This is a genomic window from Xanthomonas sacchari (assembly GCF_024266585.1).
GTDB classification, from domain to species: Bacteria; Pseudomonadota; Gammaproteobacteria; order Xanthomonadales; family Xanthomonadaceae; genus Xanthomonas_A; species Xanthomonas_A sacchari_C.
In genome coordinates, this window is record NZ_CP100647.1 from 938,387 (window position 1) to 960,786 (window position 22,400).

Below are 22,400 nucleotides of genomic sequence, written 5' to 3' on the forward strand. Positions count from 1 at the left end.
TGTTTCAATCCACGCACCCGCGAGGGTGCGACACGACCATTCTCGCTTGATCGTAGGAGGTCCGTTGTTTCAATCCACGCACCCGCGAGGGTGCGACCGCTGCCGTGCGTGAAGCCCGCGCCGACCTGGATGCGTTTCAATCCACGCACCCGTGAGGGTGCGACCTGCAGGGTGCCACGGGCTCGGCCGCGGTCGCAGAGTTTCAATCCACGCACCCGCGAGGGTGCGACGCGTTCCGGAACGTGTTCTGGAACACCTGGTGCGTGTTTCAATCCACGCACCCGCGAGGGTGCGACAACCTTGCCGCCGGTGGTCATGCGGGATTGCCAGTTTCAATCCACGCACCCGCGAGGGTGCGACTATTAACTTCCAGGCGATTGTCCGGCCGAAAATGTTTCAATCCACGCACCCGCGAGGGTGCGACGCCCAGCACATCGCAATGGCCAGCAGGCACGACCAGTTTCAATCCACGCACCCGCGAGGGTGCGACGCCCAGCACATCGCAATGGCCAGCAGGCACGACCAGTTTCAATCCACGCACCCGCGAGGGTGCGACCGCGCAGCACCTTCAGGTCTGGCACCGACTGGCTGTTTCAATCCACGCACCCGCGAGGGTGCGACGCGGCTGCCGCGGTGGTAGACCTCGTCGTGGTAGATGTTTCAATCCACGCACCCGCGAGGGTGCGACGACTTTCGTATCAATCCACCACTGGTTGGGGTGTTGGTTCCAATCCACGCACCCGCGAGGGTGCGACGAGCAGACCATGACCGACCAGGCAATCGAACAGGTTTCAATCCACGCACCCGCGAGGGTGCGACCCGGCATCGGTGGACGCGAGGGGTCGCGGCGTCGCGTTTCAATCCACGCACCCGCGAGGGTGCGACGGCTGCCGGTGCCGCGCTCTACGCCCTGTCTACGCGTTTCAATCCACGCACCCGCGAGGGTGCGACCGGTCAGGCGGCTCATCGGGTGTACCAGTAGGTCGCGTTTCAATCCACGCACCCGCGAGGGTGCGACCCATCCAGGGCCAGACCCTCATCGGCTTGTCTCAGTTTCAATCCACGCACCCGCGAGGGTGCGACACGCAGCTAGCTCGATCAGCGAGGCCCATTCTGCGTTTCAATCCACGCACCCGCGAGGGTGCGACAGTCGGGATCTTGACGCCTAGTGAAAGAGGGAAGTTTCAATCCACGCACCCGCGAGGGTGCGACAGCATCGCGTCGGCCATCTTCGGGGGTGCGCTGTGTTTCAATCCACGCACCCGCGAGGGTGCGACCGACGCCACCTTCGCGGCGTCAGGGTTCTGCCCGATGTTTCAATCCACGCACCCGCGAGGGTGCGACTTAGCCTCGGGTCAGGCCGAAGCCGACGCGCATCGTTTCAATCCACGCACCCGCGAGGGTGCGACCTCGACTCGATGTGCAGGTTCTGGCCGCTGCTGCTGTTTCAATCCACGCACCCGCGAGGGTGCGACGCCGCTCAGCAGCGCGATGGCGCCGTGCAGCTGGGAGTTTCAATCCACGCACCCGCGAGGGTGCGACCACCGACATCGACCAAAGCATTGCGCCGGCGCCGAAGTTTCAATCCACGCACCCGCGAGGGTGCGACAAGAGGCGCATGACGCGCTAATCGCAATGCTCGCGTTTCAATCCACGCACCCGCGAGGGTGCGACCGCTGAAAGCCATGTTCGAGTACGAGACATTCGGAAAGTTTCAATCCACGCACCCGCGAGGGTGCGACGGGTCCGCGACCGCGCCAGTGCCCTCCAATACGTCAGGTTTCAATCCACGCACCCGCGAGGGTGCGACTGGCTTACCTCTTGCTTGCCGCCAAGATCCCCTAGCGAGTTTCAATCCACGCACCCGCGAGGGTGCGACGACCGATGCCGAGGCCGCTGCAGCGCGCAAGGCTGTTTCAATCCACGCACCCGCGAGGGTGCGACCGATGACTTGACGCGGCATCGCGCCTCGCATGCCGTGTTTCAATCCACGCACCCGCGAGGGTGCGACGTTGACGCCCGCCGAGCGCGCACACCTGGAGGCCGTGTTTCAATCCACGCACCCGCGAGGGTGCGACGGCAGCGCCGCATGTGGACGGTCATGAAGATGGACGTTTCAATCCACGCACCCGCGAGGGTGCGACATACCACAGCCGGCAGTACCCGGACGGCACGCTGTTTCAATCCACGCACCCGCGAGGGTGCGACTCCTGGCCGCGCGCCCATCCATGGGCAAGACGGCGTTTCAATCCACGCACCCGCGAGGGTGCGACGAGGCTTCATTGGCCGCTGGGCGCCGCCTACTGAGTTTCAATCCACGCACCCGCGAGGGTGCGACGGCCCATTGCTCACGCCCTACGACAGCGTGCTGCGTTTCAATCCACGCACCCGCGAGGGTGCGACCGTTCTTGACGGCCTGCTCTGGTCCGAGCAGTGGGTTTCAATCCACGCACCCGCGAGGGTGCGACGCCGGTCAGTTCGTGGAACTTCTCGATGGTCACGTTTCAATCCACGCACCCGCGAGGGTGCGACACGGCAAGACCTTCTATGTCGGCGGCAAGAAGTCCGTTTCAATCCACGCACCCGCGAGGGTGCGACACCTCGCGGCCGTCGATGAGTCGAACAATCATCAGTTTCAATCCACGCACCCGCGAGGGTGCGACCACCAGCGCGCGCGATTGCGGCATGTCGGCCGCGATGTTTCAATCCACGCACCCGCGAGGGTGCGACATGCCCAACAAACGGGATTCCCCATTGTTCGTAGAGTTTCAATCCACGCACCCGCGAGGGTGCGACTCTCGACGATTGCAACCGTTCCGGCCGGGTTGAGGTTTCAATCCACGCACCCGCGAGGGTGCGACGGTCTTCTGCAGCGCCTGGACGCCCAGCCTTACCCGTTTCAATCCACGCACCCGCGAGGGTGCGACGCGACGGCCTTGTACAGGCCGTCGTTGAGGCGAGTGTTTCAATCCACGCACCCGCGAGGGTGCGACCTGCTGTTCACCGCGTTCGGCAACCAGTACTGGTGTTTCAATCCACGCACCCGCGAGGGTGCGACCTCCCGAGTTGTACCACTGGAGCATTTCGCGGCTCCATGTTTCAATCCACGCACCCGCGAGGGTGCGACCAGTTGCGCGTATAAGTCCAGCCGCGCGGCGTTGTTTCAATCCACGCACCCGCGAGGGTGCGACCTGGTGACCCGGCGTGCACCCGACGCCGCGCAGCGCCTGTTTCAATCCACGCACCCGCGAGGGTGCGACTTGCAGCGGTTGCCGGTGGGAGCCGCGCAAGCCGTTTCAATCCACGCACCCGCGAGGGTGCGACATGGATGTGGCGGTGTTCCGCTTGTCCAAGCGCGAGTTTCAATCCACGCACCCGCGAGGGTGCGACCATGCCGGGGCGGAAATACACGGTGATCCACGACCCGTTTCAATCCACGCACCCGCGAGGGTGCGACGTTGCGCTCATCGGTGGTTTGGTCAGCGTCGAAGGCGTTTCAATCCACGCACCCGCGAGGGTGCGACACGATCGTGATCCATGGCCCGCAAGGCACTGGCAAGTTTCAATCCACGCACCCGCGAGGGTGCGACCCGCGCGCGCAGAGCGGCCTTGGCCCTGGGCTACACGTTTCAATCCACGCACCCGCGAGGGTGCGACTCGCTGGCGCTGCAGTAGTGCTCAACGCGATCGCGTTTCAATCCACGCACCCGCGAGGGTGCGACGGACCGCAACGACTCGCGCGGCGAGTTCATCGACACGTTTCAATCCACGCACCCGCGAGGGTGCGACGACCGCAGCCACCAACAGGGCGATGGCCAGGTACTGGTTTCAATCCACGCACCCGCGAGGGTGCGACCCAGCAGTTCCTTCTGGCGCTCGGCCAGGTCGGTGTTTCAATCCACGCACCCGCGAGGGTGCGACCAACGCATGGCTGATCGGCGGCGACCTGTACGTGTGGTTTCAATCCACGCACCCGCGAGGGTGCGACTGCGTCAGCATAAGTGCAGATACGCGTTGGAGGAAAAGCGGCATTTGCGCGAACCCGCTCGGAGGACGCGCCGCTACGACCGTGCTGTTGCCGGCGTCTGGCACGAATGGCGAGCGTTTTCCTTTTTCATCAATGGCTTGCGGAGTGCGCGAACCTTCCGGGGATTTGCCGGTCGCTTGCGGTTCGCGTCAGAAGATCAGCGGACCCTTGAGATCCAGGCTGGGCTTGGCGCCGACGTGTTCGACGCGGGCTTCCCACTTCGCGCCGAGATGGTAGAAGCGCAAGCTGTCGATGCTGGGGTCGATCAGCTCGCACAGGCGTTGCCGAAGGTCCGTCCACTGCGCCGGGTCGACTTCGATCTCGAAGACCGAGAACTGGACACGCTGGCCACGGTCCCTGCAGGCCTTGGCGACCTTGCGCAGGCGCTTCTCGCCGCCAGGGGAACTGGTGCTGACATCGTAGCTGACCAAGACCATCATGCGGCGCGTTTCCTTTTCATTTCCAGAAAAAGGCGGGGTAGCCGTCCAGGTCTCCGCGCAAGTGCCGGGCCAGCAACTGCGCCTGCACGAATGGCAGCAGGCCGATATCGACCTTCTCGCCCAGAAAGGCGTGCTGCAGTTGTTCGCGCTTGCGTTCCTGGTACGCCACCAGCACGGTCTTGCGGGCATCGTCCTTGAGCAGGACCGCGCCGTTGTCGAAGAGCTGGAAGTCGCGTGCATGCAACTGCCGTCGGTTGATCAGCGACAGCGCCAGGCGTTCGCCCAGTAGCGGGCGGAACTCTTCTGCCAGGTCCAGGGCCAGGCTGGGACGGCCGGGGCGGTCGCGGTGCAGGAAACCCACCGCCGGATCCAGACCCACGGTTTCCAGAGCCGAGCGGCAGTCGTGGGTGAGCAAGGTGTAGAGAAACGAGAGCAGGGCGTTGAAGGCGTCGCGCGGTGGACGCCGGTTGCGGCCGCCGAAGCGCAGCAGCGGTTGTTCGGCGCGCACGAGTTGGCCGAATACGCCGAAATACGCTTGTGCCGCCTCGCCCTCCAGGCCGCGCAAGACGTCCACGTCGGTCTCGATGAGGATGCGTTGCGGAATACGCTTGAGCCGCTTCAGTGCGTGCTGGAACGCCGCAGCGTCGGGCAACCGGTCGCCGTGGTCGCGCCAGCCGCGCGCCAGCACTGCGCGCTGGTTGTGGATCTTGCCCGCCAGCAGGTGGCGGACGATGGCGGCACAACCGCTGGGATCGTCGCTGCGTCGGTACTGCGCGCGGCGCAGCAGCACGTTGCCGGAGACCGGCCCTTCGACCCGCGCCAGGAATCGGCCTTGCGGCGTCAGGTAGCAGATGCTGATGCCCTGTTCGGCGCAGAAACCCAACAATTGCGGAGACACGGCGACGCGGCCGATGCAGACCAGGCTCTCCAACATGTGCACGGGTAAGCGGGCGCGTTCCTGCCGCTCGACCTCCAGGACGACGTTGGCGCCGTCCTTGCGTAGCCAGGCGCCGTCGGTGGTGGCGTACAGCGTATTGAGTTGGCGGCGCATGGTCAGTCCTCGTCGGCGTCGAGTTGGTCGCGCATCCAGTGCGCGACGCTGCCGCGGTCGAGCAGGCGCGGCTGGCACAGGTCGATCAGGGAGCAGGCATCGCAGCGCTTGGCCTCGTAGCGTGCCGAAGGGGTCAGGCCGGCGCGCAACATCGTGCGGGTCGCGGCGATGGTGTGCAGGGTGAGGTCGCGCAGTGTTGCGTCGAAGCTCACTTCCTTACGCCGGCGAGTCTGTCCGTAGAACAGCGCGCCGGCGGGCACTGCGCGTCCGAGCATGTGTTCCAGGCATAAGGCCTGTGCGCACAGCTGTACCTCGTCGGCCCGATGCGCCTTGGGCCGGCCGCGCTTGTATTCCACGGGAAAGGCGACTTCAGCGTCGCTGCCTGGGTGAAACTCCACCACGTCGGCCTTGCCGGTGATGCCCAGCTCCAGTGCGAGCAGCGGCATCGCGGTCACGGTACGCACGCCGCGCCGGCGTTCGGCCTGCGGCGCGTCGGCACGTTGATGCAGCAGGCGCCCTTCGGCGGTCTGCCGGTTCTCGGCCCACTGCTGCTCCACATGGATCAGTGCGCATTGACGTGGGCAGTACAGGTAGTGCTGCAGGGCGGAGAGCGGGATCAGGTCGGCGTCGTCCATGTCCCGCTCTCCGCTTGCTTCAGAACAGTTCGTCGACGCTGACGCCGCTCGGCAGGTCGCGGTCGATCGTGACCCGGTAGTCGGCGAAGCTGCGCGCAGGGCCGGCGTCGGTTTCGGTAACGCGGTCGACCTTCACCTTGTCAAACAGCACGTGCGCCGGCGCGTTGCCCATCGGGTGCTCGTGCTTGAACACGATCAGCTTGCGCGCCGACATCTCGCCGCGTGCGGCGGAACGGTCGTGCTCGAACAGGTTGGTCAGCGCGCGCCACAGCAGTTGCAGGTCGTCCTCGGAGAAGCCGGTGCGCTCGGCCAGCTTGGCGGAAATGAAACCATGTGCGCGGTACAGACCGTAGGGCAGGATGTGCTTGCGGCCCATGGTGCGTTCCTTTTCCAGGTCCTTCTCGTTGGTTACCGCCACACGGGTGATCGACACTTCCAGCGGCAGCACCGGCTCGATCGAGCTGGCGAAGGCCAGTTGCACCGGTCCACGGACCTGTCCGGAATTGACCTCGGTGGTCATCACCGCGCCGAAGGTGCGCACGTCGAAGAAGTTCTTGCACATCCACGACGTCAGATCGCGCGCCTTTGCTTCGTCCTTGGGCAGCTTCTTGGCTTCGTGTTCGATGCCCAGCGCGGCGTAGGCCTGCTTGTGCTGATTGTTCAGCACGGACTTCTCCTGCATATAGATCGCGTAGCCGGGCTGCCCCTCCCGCTCCAGCGCCACGTAATTGCGGATCTTGCGCTTGAGCGCCACGTCGGTGACCAGGCCGCGGTTGGTTTCCGGGTCCAGGCGCGGCAGGTTGCCGGCGTCTGGGTCGCCGTTGGGGTTGCCGTTGGTGACGTCGAACAGGTAGACGAACTCGTAGCGGTTGGCGATGGCGCTCATGCGGTCTCTCCTTCGGAAGCGGTGTCTGGGGCGTCCTGGCCATCGTTGCGGGCGAAGCGCGCCTGGGTCTGGTGGTAGTAGCCGATCGCGAAGCGGCCTTGTTCCTGGATCGGCAGGCTGCGGGGGAAGCTGGGCGGCAGCGCATCGACGATCTGGCCAATCTCTTTTTCCAGATTCACCGCTAGGCCGGCCTTTTCCTTGCGCAGCTTGCCGAAGTGGTTCTGCGCACTGCGCAGCAGTACCGGGAAGATGCTGGCCGGCGTCGCCGACGCGGCGCCGTAGTAGCGGTCGCGGATGGTGGCGTTGATGCGATCGCCCAGTGCCGCGCGCTGCAGGTTTTCCAGTGACGCGAACAGCCGCCCCAGCAGATAGCCAGGGTCGGTATTGCCGGTGTCGAGACTCATGGGTGGTTCCTTGTGATCGGTGGACAGTCCTTGTTGCTTTTTCAAGCGCGCATCGCGTGCCAGGACGGCTCGGCACAGCGCGATGCGCAATGGAGTGAGTTGCCCGTCGGCACGGAAGCGCATCACGATGCTGCCGAGCAGGCTCTGCGGATAGCGCGTGCCGGCGAGTACGGCACGGCTCAGCTCGCCTGCCAGCAGCGGCGAGACGTCTTCGGCCTTGGGCTTGCCATGCTCGCCATAGATCGGGGCGGTCTGCAGGGCGAGGTAGGCCGGCGTCGGCGCACGCTTCCAGGCCGGCGGCAGCAAGGTGAGGTCGTCGTAGTGGTCGGCCAGGCGTTTGGCGAATCCGGCCAGCGTCTGTGTCTCCCAGAAGCGGATCGACAGGCGCGAGGCGTTCGGCGCCAGACCCAGCACAAAGATGCGGGCTGCGTCGTCCAATCCGTCGTCGAGGTCGCGCAACGGCAGCGCCTGCCGGACTTGCTTCAGCACCCTCTCCAAGCGTCGTGTTGCCCGACCGTCGGCAATGCCGGTGTCTTCGCTGTCGCCGCCGCACATCAGGGCGGCCACCACGTCCTCGGCGTTCTGAGCCTGCGCCACCGTCCTGGCCTCCGCCCAGAACACCACGGTGGTATCGCCGATCTGCACCCGTTGGCGGTTGTGCGCATCGCGGCGGAGCAGATGGTTGGCGGCGGTGGTGTAGGCGAATGCCGCTTGTTGGGAGATAGGGGCGTTCTCGCCTTGCTGCTTGCCGTATGAGGTGAAGGCTTCGAGATTAAAGGAGACGATAGAGGCGCCGGAGCTCTGCGCATCTTTCACGCCCTTAATCGCCGGATGCAGTCGCGCCAGCGGTGCCATCGTGCCACTGACCAGACACAGGCCGCTGACGCCACCGGCGTCCTGGCCTTGTTGCCGGTCCCAGGCCGCGCGTGCGGCGGGACGCTCGTGCAGATGTCCAGGGTCGCTCTCCAGCTTGAAGGCGAGGTTGGCATCCAGCAGTGTTTCGCCATGTGGGGCGAACGCTGGATGATCGGCGTATCGCTCGGGCGACCATGTCGCTAAGAACGCCAGCAGCGCCTTTAGCCCGGGATCTTCGCTGTCGGCCAGCGCCTGCTGGTGCAATGCCTTGAACGCGGCATGCTCCTGCTCGCTGCGCTTGCTGCTGGCGCTGACGCCCAGGACGTAACTGCTCTTGTCCCACAGAAAGTTCGACTTGATGCCCGCGGTGCGCTTTTCCGGTTGCGGGACGCGCATGGCCTTGGCGAGACGCTTCTTGCCTTCGACACGGTGTTCGTCGTGGACCGAAACGACGCTGCCGTCGACGGCCAGCACCACGGTGTAACCGATGTTCTGCTGGCTGTAGCCGGGCGCGGCGATGTCGGATTCGGGATCGTCCAGTAATCGCTGGTAGTAGTCGGCGAGGGCGGACAGGATCATGCGTGTACCCCGCTATCCTGCGGCGGCGGCACCGCGATCAGCCCGTCGACCATCTGCGCGCGGAAGAAGCGCGGGGTCATGCCGTCGGCGAAGTCGATGTCGTGCAGCATCCAGCCCAGGTCGCGTTTTCCCGACAGTGCCGGATCGCTGGGTGGTGAGGCATCGTCGTCGTCGAGTAGGGCGAAGCTGGCGGGGAACTCGCGGGTGCCCAGGCAGGGCGCGTGGAAGCACTGTCCACGCTGCGCGCGGCGTTTGAAGATATCCATATGCTTGCCCGGGTTGTCGTCCGGACCGGCTTTGTTGGTCATCTCGAAGTGCGCGGCGATGACGTAGCCGACGTCGCGCAGCAGGGTGGCGGCGCGCTGCTGCCGGTCCTCTTCGACGTAACTGACCAGTTCGTCGGTGCGCCCGGCCTTGATCGCCTTGCCGACGCTGGCGGCAGACAGCTTGCTGCCGACTTCGTTGCGGCGGATCGACTCGAAGCGGATCGGCTTGAGCACCTGGATGCTGTCCACCACCCAGCGGATCGCCGGTTTCCAGTGGATCGCTTCGAGAATACCGCGTGCAGCCGATGGCGTGATTATGTCGTAGGACACCCGCTCCACCTTCATTTCCGGGCGTGTGAACAACGCCCGCTCGCCCCAGACATGGAGCCTGACTCCGTAGCGCATCCTTGTTCTCCCGCTCGCAAGAGCGTGTTTCCACGGAATGCCCCTTCCCGAGGGGAGGGGCATGGTTTACTCCCGTTGCATCACATTAATTTCAATCCACGTTCTTTCAGAACAGTTGCTTGAATAGGCCTCGAAGCCAAGGGTTACCCAGGGCAACTGCAAAGAGAGCGACAAGTGCCCAAGGCCACACGGGCCATACGGACGGTTTTTCTCGACCCTCGATGCGCAGTCGCAGACGGATGGAGTAACTGGAGTCGTTTTCGTCTTTCGAATGCTGATGCATCGCCGGACCCTCTGTTCGGCATTGGGTGGCTTGACGCTATGATGGGTTTTAATGCGAAGCAACGGGATATTCTGGGTTGTTGGATTTTTATTCCATTTTCACCATACGTTGCCCTGTGCCTCCAAGAATTGAGGATCCTCCCAGTGCACCCCGAACCGTGCGTCGTAAAGCCGCGGGTTGCACAGGCGCATGAACTGTTCTCCGTAGCGATCGGGCGCGATGGGGGCGATGGCGTGCGCCTGCCACAGTGCGCGGTATGCCTTTTCGGGAATCTGTACCAGCCATGGTTGCAGACGGCGGGCGGCTCCGGCCACGCCGACGTGTTCGGCGTGTTCCAGTTGGCGCAGCACGTCGGCGACTTCGGACACTTCTTCATCCGGGTCGAGTGCGTAGGGCGCGTAGGGCACGATCACCGGCCGCATGGCGGTCTCGATCATCTTGAACGTCCGTGCCAGCGTGTCGAAGGGAAGGTCGTCGATCATGGCATCGCGCAACAGCGTCAGGATCGCCTTCTTGTCCAGGCTGTTGTCGCCGAGGCGCCGGTACAGTCCCTGGAAGTAGGCATGGATGGCCTCCAGCGCCAACAGGTCGTCGCGATGGGTGCGCTCGATGTCGCGGAAGACCTCGGTGAACAGTTTCATTTCCTGTGGCGGTAGCCAGTCTACCGGCGCGAAGACCAACACTTCGCTGGCATCCGGCTGGCGCCGGCCTTCACGGTTGCAGCGGCCGGCGGCTTGCGCGACCGAATCCAGCCCCGCTTCCGCGCGCAGGACGCTCGGAAAGTCCACGTCCACGCCCGCCTCGATCAAGCTGGTCGCGATCAATCTGCATGGCTGGCCCGCTCTCAGGTCGTCCCGCACCTGCGCCAACACCGCACTGCGATGTCGCGCATGCATCAACGTGGTCAGGTGGCGCGCGCCCGGCTGCTCGGCGGTCGCGTTGAACAGGGCCTGGGCGTGACGGCGGTTGTTGACGATGCACAGCACTTGCTCGCGTTGCCGCAATCGCTCAGCCAGCGCGGCATCGTCCAGTGTCCCGGCATGGCGCACGCGCACCCGGCGCAGTTGCGCGTACAGTGTCTCCGGTGCATCCACCAGTTCCTCAACGTCTTCGAATCCGCCGGGAAATCCCTGGTCTTGACGCAGCGCTGGCTGTGTGGCGGTGCACAACACCGGGCTGACCCGGTAGCTGCGCGCCAATTCGTCCAGCAGTGCCACGCAAGGGCGCAATAGGTGCGGCGGCAGCGTCTGTGCTTCGTCGAGGATCACCACACTGCCGGCGATGTTGTGCAGTTTGCGGCAGCGCGCGGGGCGGTCGGCGAACAGGCTCTCGAAGAACTGTACTGAGGTCGTGACGACGATCGGCGCGTCCCAGTTCTCCATCGCCAGCTTGCGCTTCTCGATCGCCTGTCGCGCCTTGTTGGGGTCGTCGAAGAGCGCGCTGTGGTGCTCGAGCACCACGTCCTCGCGATCCTGCACGTCGAGCGCCTTGCGGAAGACCGCAGCGGTCTGGTCGACGATGCTGGTGAAAGGAATCACGTAGATCACCCGGCGCAAGCTGTGCGCGATGGCGTGATCCAATGCGAACGCCAGCGAGGCCAGGGTCTTGCCACCGCCCGTTGGCACGGTCAGCGAGAACGCACCGGTGCGCCGATGTGCCTTGGCTCGCACATCGCGCAGGATCCTCGCTCGGATCGGGTTGATGCCACCTTCGGTGGGAAAGCCGGCCAGGTGCCTGTCCAGCCGTTCGCGCAGCGCCTCCAGGGTCGGCCGCTCGCCGAGGTCTTCCGCACGCGTCCCGCGGCCCTCGATGCGCCGGTAGAACGCGTCGGTATCGACGAAATCGGCATCGACCAGGCAGGAGAAGATCATCCGTGCCAGCACCGTCATCTGGAACGCGCGGCGCTCGGCGCGGGGATGAACCTTGAAGCTCTTCGGCAACGCCAGCTTGGCCGGTAGCAGGACTTCTCGCTCCCAGTCCGGTGCAAGCGGTGGCAGCTCGCGCAGGCGGTAGTCTTCCGATAGCCGTTCGTGCAACGACGAGCGGGAAGACAGATCGTCGCGGTGACCGTCCGCCAGCCCCACGTGATGCCCGGCGATGCCGTAGGCCAGCAACCTGCCGGTCTCGCCATAGCGTGCGCAGGCGATGCGCGCGCCCCACGTCGCGTGGTCCACCTTGGTCGGGTCGCCGTCCAGGCGCGCCTGGAACGGCACCGTGTACTTGCCCAGGTCGTGCAGTTGCCCGGCCACGTGCGCCATCGCCTGGCCGCCGAATGCCTCTGCGTTGCCCGCGGCGCGCTCGGCGACGCCGTTCAGATGTTCGGGCAGGCTCTGCCAATCGCTACGATCCCGACGCTGGGTCGAGTGCGCGTAGAAATCCACGTTGTCCCCCTGTCTCCATTCCCTATGGAACACGCACCGATGCCGCCGGTGCCGCGGCCGAGGATACGCCGCCAGCGCGCGGGACGGGGAGACAAGTGCAGTGCTGGTCTTGACTGTGCGGCGGAGGGGCTTCGCACGCTGCAGGGGCTCGTCCTCGCGCGTGCCGACGAGATGCCGGCATGGACCGCGGGGCTTGGCGCTTGCGATGTGGCGAGCGAGTGACGGCAGCGCCTACCGCGGTGATGTGCGCCGAACCCGTCGCGCTTCGCAGGTCGCGTCTGCGCTGCGGCGCAGACGCTCAATCGCATGCGGCACCCCGCGCTTTGCCCCCGGCCGGCAGACACGCGACAATGGACGGCCGATGTCCGGCAGTTGGCGGCATCGCGAAACCTACAAGAAAACATACGCCGCCGTACTGTCGGTGCTGCTTTATTTCCCCTGCCAGAGGTCATCCGTCGCGTCATGTCGAATACGCCCAAGATCCTGTACACGCTCACCGATGAAGCCCCGTACCTGGCGACGCAGTCGCTGCTGCCGATCGTCGCCGCGTTCGCCGGCACCGCCGGCATCGCCGTGGAGACCCGCGACATTTCGCTGGCCGGCCGCCTGATCTCGCAGTTCCCCGAGTACCTGCGCGAGGACCAGCGCATCGCCGACGACCTGGCCGAGCTGGGCCAGCTGGCGACCACGCCGGAAGCCAACATCATCAAGCTGCCCAACATCAGCGCCTCGGTGCCGCAGCTCAAGGCCGCGATCAAGGAACTGCAGCAGCAGGGCTATGCGCTGCCGGACTACGTGGACGAGCCGAAGGACGAAAAAGAGAAGGACGCCAAGGCGCGCTACGACAAGGTCAAGGGCAGCGCGGTCAATCCGGTGCTGCGCGAGGGCAATTCCGACCGCCGCGCGCCGGCGTCGGTGAAGAACTACGCACGCAAGCACCCGCATCGCATGGGCGCGTGGAGCGCCGATTCCAAGTCGCACGTGGCGCACATGGACGCCGGCGATTTCTACGGCAGCGAGCGCTCGGCGCTGATCGAGCAGGCCGGTAGCGTCAAGATCGAGCTGGTCGGCAAGGACGGCGCGGTGACGGTGCTGAAGGAAAAGACCGCGGTGCAGGCCGGCGAGCTGATCGACGCGGCGGTGATGAGCAAGCGCGCCCTGGCCGCCTTCGTGCAGGCGCAGATCGCCGATGCCAAGCAGCAGGGCGTGCTGTTCTCGCTGCACCTGAAGGCGACGATGATGAAGGTCTCCGACCCGATCATGTTCGGCGTGGTGGTCGAGGCGTTCTACCGCGACGTGCTGGACAAGCACGCCGCCACCCTCAAGCAGGTGGGCTTCGACCCCAACAACGGCATCGGCGACCTGTACGCGCGCATCGCCAGCCTGCCGGAGGCGCAGCGCGCGCCGATCGAGGCCGATCTGCAGGCGCTGTACGCGCAGCGTCCGGCCCTGGCGATGGTCAACTCCGACAAGGGCATCACCAACCTGCACGTGCCCAGCGACGTGATCGTCGATGCGTCGATGCCGGCGATGATCCGCGACTCCGGCAAAATGTGGAACGCCGAAGGCAAGCTGCAGGACACCAAGGCGGTGATCCCGGACCGCTGCTACGCCGGCGTGTACCAGGCGGTAATCGAGGACTGCAAGCGGCACGGCGCGTTCGACCCGGCGACCATGGGCAGCGTGCCCAACGTCGGCCTGATGGCGCAGAAGGCCGAAGAATACGGTTCCCACGACAAGACCTTCCAGATCCCGGTCGACGGCACGGTGCGCGTCACCGACGCCGGCGGCGCGGTGCTGCTGGAGCACGCGGTGGAGGCCGGCGACATCTGGCGCATGTGCCAGACCAAGGACGCGCCGATCCAGGATTGGGTCAAGCTGGCGGTCGAGCGCGCGCGCCTGAGCGCCACCCCGGCGGTGTTCTGGCTGGATCCGCAGCGCGCACACGACGCGCTGATGATCCAGAAGGTGGAGCGCTACCTGCAGGACCACGATCTCAACGGCCTGGACATCCGCATCCTGCCGCCGGTGGAGGCCACCGCGTTCTCGCTGCAGCGCATCCGCAAGGGCGAGGACACCATCTCGGTCACCGGCAACGTGCTGCGCGACTACCTCACCGACCTGTTCCCGATCATGGAGCTGGGCACCAGCGCCAAGATGCTGTCGATCGTGCCGCTGATGGCCGGCGGCGGCCTGTTCGAGACCGGCGCCGGCGGTTCGGCGCCCAAGCACGTGCAGCAGTTCGTCGAGGAGAACTACCTGCGCTGGGATTCGCTGGGCGAGTTCCTGGCCCTGGCCGCGTCGCTGGAGCATCTGGGCCAGCGCCACCACGATGCCGCCATCGGCGTGCTGGCGCGCACCCTGGACCAGGCCAACGGCCAGTTCCTGGACAACGACAAGTCCCCCTCGCGCAAGGTCGGCGGCCTGGACAACCGCGGCAGCCACTTCTACCTGGCCCTGTACTGGGCGCAGGCGCTGGCCGCGCAGGACGAGGACGCCGCGCTGAAGGCGCGCTTCGCCCCGCTGGCCAAGCAGCTGGCCGAGCAGGAAGCGACCATCGTCGCCGAGCTCAACGGCGTGCAGGGCCAGCCGGTCGACATCCAGGGCTACTACCGTCCGAACCTGGAGCTGGTCGGCAAGGCGATGCGGCCGAGCAAGACGCTCAACGACGCCCTGGCGACGTTGAACGCGCAGTAGTCCGCTGCCGCGGTGCTCGCAACCGAACCCGGCCGGCGCGCATGCGCTGGCCGGGTTTTTTTATGCGCGTGTCCCGGCCGGCGCCTCAGCGGAAGGGTGATAGGCGTTCTCGAGGGGCGCCGCGGCGCAGGCGGGGGACGGTCGCTGTCCGCTGCCCGTGCGCGGCGCCGTGGCCTCAGGTGCCTCGGGTCGCGCATCGGCCGATGCTGGCGGCGCCTTCCCGGGGGCGGCCAGCGACCGTGCCAGCGCGACCTTGGCGATATGCCCGTGGTGGAACAACAGATCGCTGTAGATGCCCATCGTCGTGCTCCTGGCTTGAGTGGAATCCACAATAGGCGCAAGCTGGAGCTGGAAAAATCTCGCATTCCGCGAGACAGACTTGAATAGGATTCAATATGGCGCGTCCGCCGCTGCATGCCTTGCAGGGCTTCGTCAGCGTCGCCCGACTCGGCAACCTGTCGCGTGCGGCGGCTGCAATGCATCTCACCGTCAGCGCGCTGAGTCACCAGATGCATGCGCTGGAAGAGCGTCTGGGCCATCGCTTGTTCGACCGGCACCCGCGCGGCGTGACCCTGACCGCGGACGGGCGGCGCCTGCTCGAGCGCATCGGCCCGCACCTGGATGCGATCGGCGAGGCGCTGCAACCGTTCGCCGCGCGCCGCGACCATGTGCTGACGATCAGCCTGACCCCGTCGATGGCCTCGGCCTGGCTGGTGCCGCGCCTGGGCGATTTCCTCGCACGGCACCCGCAGATCGAGATCAATCTGCTGTCCGACAAGCATCTGGTCGACTTCGAGCGTCAGTCGCAGGTCGATGCCGGGTTGCGCATCGGCAATGGACAGTGGCCGGGCCTGGCGGTCGAGATGCTGTTCGACGAATGGCTGGTGCCGATGGCCAGCCCGGCGCTGATCGCGCGGATGGGCGCGCGACCAGCGCCGCTGGCGCAGTGGCCGCTGATCGGCGACCCGGACGGAGAATGGGACCGCTGGTTCGCGGCCGCCGGCGAAGAAGCGCCGGCGCGCTACGTGGCGGTGTTCGACGATTCCGAGTCGCAGCACCGCGCCGCGCTCGACGGTGTCGGCGTCGCCCTGGGCCGTGTGACCCGCACGCGGCTGCTGCTCGACGCCGGCCAGTTGGTGCCGCTGTCGCCGCACCGGGTCAAGGCGAGCTGGTCGCACTACCTGGTGTATCCGCCGCGCTCGGCCGCCCACGACGGGTTCCTGGCGTTCCGCGACTGGCTGCGCAGGCAGGCCGACGAGCACCTGCAGCCCATGGCCGCGCCGGCCGCCCTCAAGCGCCGCCGCGCGCAGGGCTAGGGCGTAGCGGGTATATCGGGGCGTCGCACCGCCTCAACCCGCATCGCGCGCTCTACACTGCGGGCATGCCCTCCACGCCGCTGCCGCTGCCGTCCGAACGCCGTGCCCAGGTCATCGGCCGCATCGTCTTCGAGGCGTTCGAGGACTACCACGCGCGCTTCGCGCAGATCTCCGCGCGCGCGCGCCAGCGTTTCGAGGCGCGCGACTGGAGCGCCGCGCGCGAGGACGCGATCGAACGCATCGCCCTGTACGACCAGTGCATCGCCGAGTGCATGCTGCGCCTGCGCGCGGTGCTGCTCGGCCAGGCGCACGACCGTGCCTTGTGGATCCGCGCGCGCGACCACTACGCCGAATTGATCGCCGCGCTGATCGACCAGGAGCTGTACAAGACCTTCTACAACACCCTGACCCGGCGCTTCTTCCGCACCCAGGGCGTGGATGCGCAGATCGAATTCGTGGCGCTGGACATCGAACCCACCGATGCCATCACCCATCCGGTGGCGCGGCACAACTACGTGGTGTCCGAGACGCGGCCGGTGGACGCGTTCGTGCGCGTGCTCGGCGACTATCCGTTCGACGTGCCGTACGCGCACCGCACGCGCTGCGCGGCGGCCATCGCGGTGCGGTTGCAGGACGATCTGGCGCACTGGGGTGAGAACCCGGTGCGCGGCATCGAGCTGCTGGAGACGGTGTTCTACCGCGAGCGCCGCGCCTACCTGGTCGGCCGCGTGTTCGGCGAACACCGTTTCTCGCCGTGCGTGATCGCCCTGGTCAACGACGAACAGGGCCTGCGCGCCGAGGCGGTACTGACCAAGCGCAACGACGTGGCGCAGCTGTTCGGCATCTCGCGCAGCTACTTCCAGGCCGACCTGCCCACCGTCGGCGATGCGGTGGTGTTCCTGCGCAGCCTGCTGCCGCACAAGCCGATCGACGAGCTGTACACCATGCTCGGCCGCGCCAAGCAGGGCAAGACCGAGCGCTTCCGCACCTTCTTCCGGCATTTCCAGGCGCATCCCAACGAACAACTGGTGCATGCCGAGGGCACGCCGGGCATGGTCATGGCGGTGTTCACCCTGCCCAGCTACCCGCTGGTGTTCAAGCTGATCCGCGACCGCTTCGCCTATCCGAAGACGATGAGCCGCGAGGAAGTGGAAGAGAAGTACGCACTGGTGTTCAACCTCGATCGCGTCGGCCGCCTGCTCGACGCGCAGCCGTACCGCTCGCTGCGTTTCCCGCGCGCGCGCTTCGCGCCGGGGCTGCTGAAAGAGTTGATGGAGGGCTGTGCGCGCAGCCTGCGCGAGGACGGCGACGACCTGATCGTCGAGCTGTGCTACGTGCAACGGCGCCTGCGCCCGTTGAACCTGTACCTGCGCGAGCAGGGCGCCGAGGCCGCGCGCGAGGCCGCGCTGGACTATGCGCAGGCGATCAAGGACATGGCCCGCAACAACATCTTCCCCGGCGACATGCTGCTGAAGAACTTCGGCGTGTCGCGGCAGGGCCGGGCGGTGTTCTACGACTACGACGAACTGTGCCTGGTCACCGACTGCAACTTCCGCGACTGGCCGCAGCCGCGCAACGAGGAAGAGGCGATGGCCGCCGAGCCGTGGTTCCACGTCGCCCCGCGCGACGTGTTCCCGGAGCGCTTCGCGCTGTTCATGGGCCTGCCCGCCGCCTCGCTGGAAGCGGTGCGGCATGCGCACGGCGAACTGTTCGACCCGCAGTGGTGGCGCGACCTGCAGGCGCGGCTGCGCGAGGACGACTACCCGGACGCGCCGCCCTATCCTGACGCGCTGCGCCTGGCCTGAGTTGCCGGCCAGGCGCCACTGCGGTGTAATCGGCGCCTCATCTCAGGCAAAGGAATGCGCGATGCACCGTCGATCCGTCCGTTCGTGGTGGCGCTGGAGCGCCATGATGTCGCTGCTGCTGGCGTGCGCCGCCGTCGCTGCCGACGGGGTCGGCCCCGGCGCGGTGCGCAAGCAGATCGAAAGCAGCATGCTGGTGTCCGGCACGATCGACATCGAACCCAGCGGCAAGGTGTCGGCGCTGGCGCTGGACCAGCAGGAGCGCCTGCCCAAGGGCGTGGTCGACTTCGTCCGCAACAGCGTGATGCAGTGGACGTTCGCGCCGGGCATGCGCGATGGCAAACCCGTGCCGGCGCGCGCGCCGATGACCCTGCGCCTGGTCGCCAAGCGCCAGCAGGGCGACGACTACCAGGTCGGGATCCGCGGCGCCGATTTCAGCCACTACGATCCCAACGACCGCAGCGTGGTGACCGCGATCCAGATGAAGCCGCCGGCCTATCCGGAAGCGGCCTACAGCGTCGGTGCCGCGGGGTCGGCGTACCTGGTGCTCAAGGTGGGCCGCGATGGCCACGTCGCCGATGCCGCGGTGGAGCAGGTCAACCTGCGCGTGGTGGCGTCCGAGCGGCAGATGCAGCAACTGCGCGACGTGCTGGGCAAGAGCGCGCTGGGCGCGGCGCGCAAATGGACCTTCCGCCCGCCGAGCGAAGGCAAGGACGTGGAGGCGCCTTACTGGACCGTGCGCGTGCCGGTCGACTACGCGCTGCGCGACGACATTCCCCAGGGCGCGCCGTCCTCCTATGGCCGCTGGACGAGCTACATCCCCGGCCCGCGCCAGCGGGCGCCGTGGATCACCGGCGAAGACGCGACCGGCTTCTCGCCGGACCTGCTGCCGGCCGGCGGCGTGTACATGGCCGACGGCGCCGGCCCGCGCCTGCTGACGCCGCTGCAGGGCGGCTGAGCGCCGAGGGCATGCAGGGCTGGACCGCCCGCGTCGGCGACCGGCCGACCTAGCGCGCCGCGCGGCGCTCGCCGTCGCGGCGACGGGGCGAGACCACCAGCACCGCCAGCAACACCCCGGCCAGCAGCAGCGACGCACCGACCGTGCCCAGGTCCAGGCCGCCCTTGCCGGCCGGCTTGCTCAGCAGGTCGCCGAGGGTGGCGCCGAACGGTCGGGTCAGCACGAACGCCGCCCAGAACAGCGCCGTGCGCGAGACGCGGGTGAATGCATAGGCCAGGGCGATCGCCGCCAGCAGCGCCGCGATCAGCAGCGCACCGCCGGCGAAGCCCAGTCCCGAACTGTCGGCCAGGTAATCGCCCAGCGCGGTGCCCAGCGTGTTGGAGACCAGGATCGCCAGCCAGTAGAAGACCTCGGCGCGGCCGCTGCCGATCCGTTCGACCGACAGGCTGCGTTCGCACAGCCACCAACTCGCCAGTACCGCGACCAGCAGGCTGACCAGCAGCAGCGCGCCCTGCGCGTAGCCCAGGCCCAGGCTGCGGTCCATGTAGTCCGACAGCGTGGTGCCGGCGGTGCTGGTGGTCAGGATCACCCACCAGTACCGCCACGGCTGGAACTGCCGTGCGCGCAGTTGCGCCCACAGCGAGACCAGGAACACCGCGAGCAGCAGCACGCTGCTCAGCGCATAGCCGACGTCCAGGGTCATCGACAGCAGGTCGCCGCCGGTCTCGCCGAGGGTGGTGGCGCAGATCTTCATCACCCAGAAGCCGAGGGTGACCGGGGCGACCTTGCTGACGGTGGTGTTGGTGGAGGCGGGCATGGCGGCGGACGCGGCGGGGCGAATGGCGCACATCTCACCCGCGCCCACGTCGAAAGACCGTCGGACCGGCGCCATGCAGGCGCGAGGTAGCGCAGCGCGGCCGCCAAAAACGCGAACGCCCCGCCGAAGCGGGGCGTTGCGGTCGAACCTGCGCTGGACTCAGCGCTTCATCGAACCGAAGAACTCGTCGTTGGACTTGGTGTTCTTCATCTTGTCCAGCAGGAACTCCATCGCCGCGATCTCGTCCATCGGGTGCAGCAGCTTGCGCAGGATCCAGATCTTCTGCAGCAGTTCCGGCTCGATCAGCAGGTCCTCGCGGCGGGTGCCGGAGCGGTTGATGTCGATCGCCGGGTACACGCGCTTCTCGGCGATACGGCGGTTCAGGTGCACTTCGCTGTTGCCGGTGCCCTTGAACTCTTCGTAGATCACCTCGTCCATCTTGCTGCCGGTCTCCACCAGCGCGGTGGCGATGATGGTCAGCGAGCCGCCTTCCTCGACGTTGCGCGCCGCGCCGAAGAAGCGCTTCGGGCGGTGCAGGGCGTTGGCGTCGACGCCGCCGCTGAGCACCTTGCCGGAGGACGGCACCACGTTGTTGTAGGCGCGGGCCAGGCGGGTGATCGAGTCGAGCAGGATCACCACGTCCTTCTTGTGTTCGACCAGGCGCTTGGCGCGCTCGATCACCATCTCGGCGACCTGCACGTGGCGCGCGGCCGGCTCGTCGAAGGTCGAGGAGATGACCTCGCCGCGCACGGTGCGCTGCATTTCGGTCACTTCTTCCGGGCGCTCATCGATCAGCAGCACGATCAGGTGCACGTCCGGGTGGTTGGTGGTGATCGCCGTGGCCACCTGCTGCATCAGCATGGTCTTGCCGGCCTTGGGCGGGGACACGATCAGCGCGCGCTGGCCCTTGCCCTGCGGCGCCATCAGGTCGAGGATGCGGCCGGAGATGTCTTCCGAGGAACCGTTCCCGCGCTCCAGGGTGAAGCGCTTGCGCGGGAACAGCGCGGTCAGGTTCTCGAACAGGACCTTGTTCTTGCTCGCTTCCAGCGGCTCGCCGTTGATGGTGTCGACGATCGACAGCGCGAAGTAGCGCTCGCCGTCCTTCGGGAAGCGGATGCGCCCGGACAGGTGGTCGCCGGTGCGCAGGTTGAAGCGGCGGATCTGGCTGGGCGAGATATAGGTGTCGTCCGGGCCGGCCAGGTAGCTGGCCTCGGCCGCGCGCAGGAAGCCGAAGCCGTCCGGCAGGATTTCCAGCACGCCGTCGGCGGCGACGCCTTCGCCGTGGCGGGTCAGCACCTTCAGCAGGGCGAAGATCACGTCCTGCTTGCGCGCGCGGGCCACGCCGTCCTGGATGTTGAGCTGCTCGGCGATGTCCAGCAGCTTCTGCGCCGGCATCTTCTTCAGGTCGCTCAGCGAGTAGATCGGGAAGCCTTCCGGCACGCTGGCGTGCGGGCGCGGCACGAACGGCTCGTTGCCGCCGTTGTCGCTGGGCAGGCCGCTGTCCTGGAAGCGGTCGCCGCCGCGCTGGTTGCGGTCGCGGTCGCGGCGATTGCGGAAGCGATCGCGGCGGTTGCCCTGCTGGTTGTTCTGGTTGTTCTGGTTCTGATTCTGGTTGTTGAAGCGGTTGCCGCCGTCGCGCGGCTCGCGGCCTTCGCGCGGCTCGCCGCCGTCGGACGCCTGGCCGCCGCCGCCCTGATGGGCCGGCGCGTCGCCGCCGCCGTGGCTCTGGCCGCCGTTCGCGGCCGGGGCCGGGGGCGCGTCCGGCGCCGCGGCGCGGGGCGCCTCGGCCTGGACGGGCGCGGGATTCAGCGGCAGGGTCGGCTGCGCCGGCGCGCCGTGCTCGGCGGCGCCCTCCGCGCCGCTCGCGGCCTTGCTGACGCGCGGCTTGCGCACGCGCTTCTCGGCGGGGGCGTCGGCGCTCCCGGGTTCGGACATGGTGTGATCGGACAAGTGGTGTTCCTCGCTAAGAGTGCGAGCGCCCAGCGTGGGGGCATACGGGGTTGGGAGGAGGTCTGGGAGAGAATCTTCCAGAGGGGGTGCGGTGCGCGAATGCCACCGGATGCATCGACACTATCACCGCCACGCAAGCACGGCAAGCGGGCGTTTGCGGGCGATTCAGCCGGCGGCGGCGCAAGCCCGGCCGGGATGCCGCGGCGCCGCTCCGGTTGCGGAGCGGGCGCCGGCAGCGGACGTCAGGCGGCGCTGCCGCCCAGGGTCTTGTCGATCATCTGGGTCAGCTGGCCCTTGCCGACCGCGCCGATCTGGGTGGCCTGGATCTTGCCGTTCTTGAACAGCAGCAGCATCGGGATCGAGCGCACGTGGTACTTGATCGCGGTGGCGCGGTTCTCGTCCACGTTGACCTTGGCGACCTTGAGGCGGCCGTCGTAGGTGTCGGCGAGGTCGTCCAGCACCGGCGCGATCATCTTGCACGGGCCGCACCACTCGGCCCAGAAGTCCACCAGGACCGGCTCGTCGGACTGCAGCACCGTGGCATCGAAATCGGCGTCGCCGACGTAAAGCACCTTGTCGCTCACTTTGGGGGTTCTCCTGGGCCAATGCGACCGACCGGACCGGGTGGCCGCCGCATTGCGGTAAACT

The 22,400-nt window shown here is 67.0% G+C and carries 14 protein-coding genes and 1 CRISPR repeat array (1 of these 15 cut by a window edge); of the genes, 4 read left to right on the top strand and 10 right to left on the bottom strand.

Annotated elements, in window-relative coordinates; genetic code table 11:
• Positions 1-3,988: a CRISPR direct-repeat array (repeat unit 31 nt; unit sequence GTTTCAATCCACGCACCCGCGAGGGTGCGAC) (it extends 261 nt beyond the left edge of the window).
• A 188-nt stretch (positions 3,989-4,176) separates the two neighbouring features.
• From cas2 to NKJ47_RS03915, 7 genes are all read right to left on the bottom strand, one after another.
• The gene (cas2, locus tag NKJ47_RS03885; RefSeq protein WP_254460226.1) at positions 4,177-4,467 is read right to left on the bottom strand and encodes a CRISPR-associated endonuclease Cas2; all 291 of its coding nucleotides are present in this window, start codon (positions 4,465-4,467) and stop codon (positions 4,177-4,179) included.
• A 16-nt stretch (positions 4,468-4,483) separates the two neighbouring features.
• Positions 4,484-5,518, bottom strand: coding sequence for a type I-C CRISPR-associated endonuclease Cas1c (gene cas1c / locus NKJ47_RS03890; protein WP_254461331.1), 1,035 nt, complete (start codon positions 5,516-5,518; stop codon positions 4,484-4,486).
• 2 nt (positions 5,519-5,520) lie between these two features.
• Entirely contained in the window at positions 5,521-6,153 is a 633-nt protein-coding gene (gene cas4 / locus NKJ47_RS03895; protein ID WP_254460227.1) for a CRISPR-associated protein Cas4, read from the bottom strand.
• 19 nt (positions 6,154-6,172) lie between these two features.
• Positions 6,173-7,039: a type I-C CRISPR-associated protein Cas7/Csd2 gene (cas7c, locus tag NKJ47_RS03900; RefSeq protein ID WP_254460228.1), complete on the bottom strand. Its 867-nt coding sequence runs from the start codon at positions 7,037-7,039 to the stop codon at positions 6,173-6,175.
• Entirely contained in the window at positions 7,036-8,877 is a 1,842-nt protein-coding gene (gene cas8c / locus NKJ47_RS03905) for a type I-C CRISPR-associated protein Cas8c/Csd1 (protein WP_254460229.1), read from the bottom strand. Before cas8c ends, cas7c begins: the two co-directional genes overlap by 4 nt.
• Positions 8,874-9,548, bottom strand: coding sequence for a type I-C CRISPR-associated protein Cas5c (gene cas5c / locus NKJ47_RS03910; RefSeq protein ID WP_302329807.1), 675 nt, complete (start codon positions 9,546-9,548; stop codon positions 8,874-8,876). Before cas5c ends, cas8c begins: the two co-directional genes overlap by 4 nt.
• Before the next feature lie 381 nt (positions 9,549-9,929).
• Positions 9,930-12,212 (bottom strand): CRISPR-associated endonuclease Cas3'', encoded by a 2,283-nt coding sequence (locus tag NKJ47_RS03915; protein WP_254460230.1) that lies wholly within the window; start codon positions 12,210-12,212, stop codon positions 9,930-9,932.
• A gap of 462 nt (positions 12,213-12,674) precedes the next feature.
• Here NKJ47_RS03915 and NKJ47_RS03920 point away from each other — a divergent pair, with 462 nt between their 5' ends.
• The 4 genes from NKJ47_RS03920 (at position 12,675) to NKJ47_RS03935 (ending at position 18,985) form a co-directional block, all read left to right on the top strand.
• Positions 12,675-14,909: an NADP-dependent isocitrate dehydrogenase gene (locus tag NKJ47_RS03920; RefSeq protein WP_254460231.1), complete on the top strand. Its 2,235-nt coding sequence runs from the start codon at positions 12,675-12,677 to the stop codon at positions 14,907-14,909.
• 395 nt (positions 14,910-15,304) lie between these two features.
• Positions 15,305-16,225 carry a LysR substrate-binding domain-containing protein gene (locus NKJ47_RS03925; RefSeq protein ID WP_254460232.1) on the top strand — a complete coding sequence of 307 codons (921 nt, stop codon included), beginning with the start codon at positions 15,305-15,307 and terminating at the stop codon, positions 16,223-16,225.
• Between the two features lie 65 nt (positions 16,226-16,290).
• A complete protein-coding gene (aceK, locus tag NKJ47_RS03930; protein WP_254460233.1) occupies positions 16,291-18,030 on the top strand; it encodes a bifunctional isocitrate dehydrogenase kinase/phosphatase in 1,740 nt (579 codons plus the stop codon).
• Positions 18,031-18,133: 103 nt separating this feature from the next.
• Positions 18,134-18,985 (top strand): energy transducer TonB, encoded by an 852-nt coding sequence (locus NKJ47_RS03935; protein WP_429002516.1) that lies wholly within the window; start codon positions 18,134-18,136, stop codon positions 18,983-18,985.
• A gap of 49 nt (positions 18,986-19,034) precedes the next feature.
• Here the strand turns inward: NKJ47_RS03935 and NKJ47_RS03940 are convergent, their stop codons facing one another.
• The 3 genes from NKJ47_RS03940 to trxA all read right to left on the bottom strand — a co-directional run bounded on the left by NKJ47_RS03940 (position 19,035) and on the right by trxA (position 22,336).
• Complete coding sequence (locus NKJ47_RS03940; protein WP_254460235.1) at positions 19,035-19,835, bottom strand: COG4705 family protein; 801 nt, start codon at positions 19,833-19,835, stop codon at positions 19,035-19,037.
• A 126-nt stretch (positions 19,836-19,961) separates the two neighbouring features.
• Entirely contained in the window at positions 19,962-21,752 is a 1,791-nt protein-coding gene (gene rho, locus NKJ47_RS03945) for a transcription termination factor Rho (protein WP_254460236.1), read from the bottom strand.
• A gap of 242 nt (positions 21,753-21,994) precedes the next feature.
• Positions 21,995-22,336 carry a thioredoxin TrxA gene (gene trxA, locus NKJ47_RS03950; protein ID WP_254460237.1) on the bottom strand — a complete coding sequence of 114 codons (342 nt, stop codon included), beginning with the start codon at positions 22,334-22,336 and terminating at the stop codon, positions 21,995-21,997.
• Positions 22,337-22,400 lie beyond the last annotated feature (64 nt).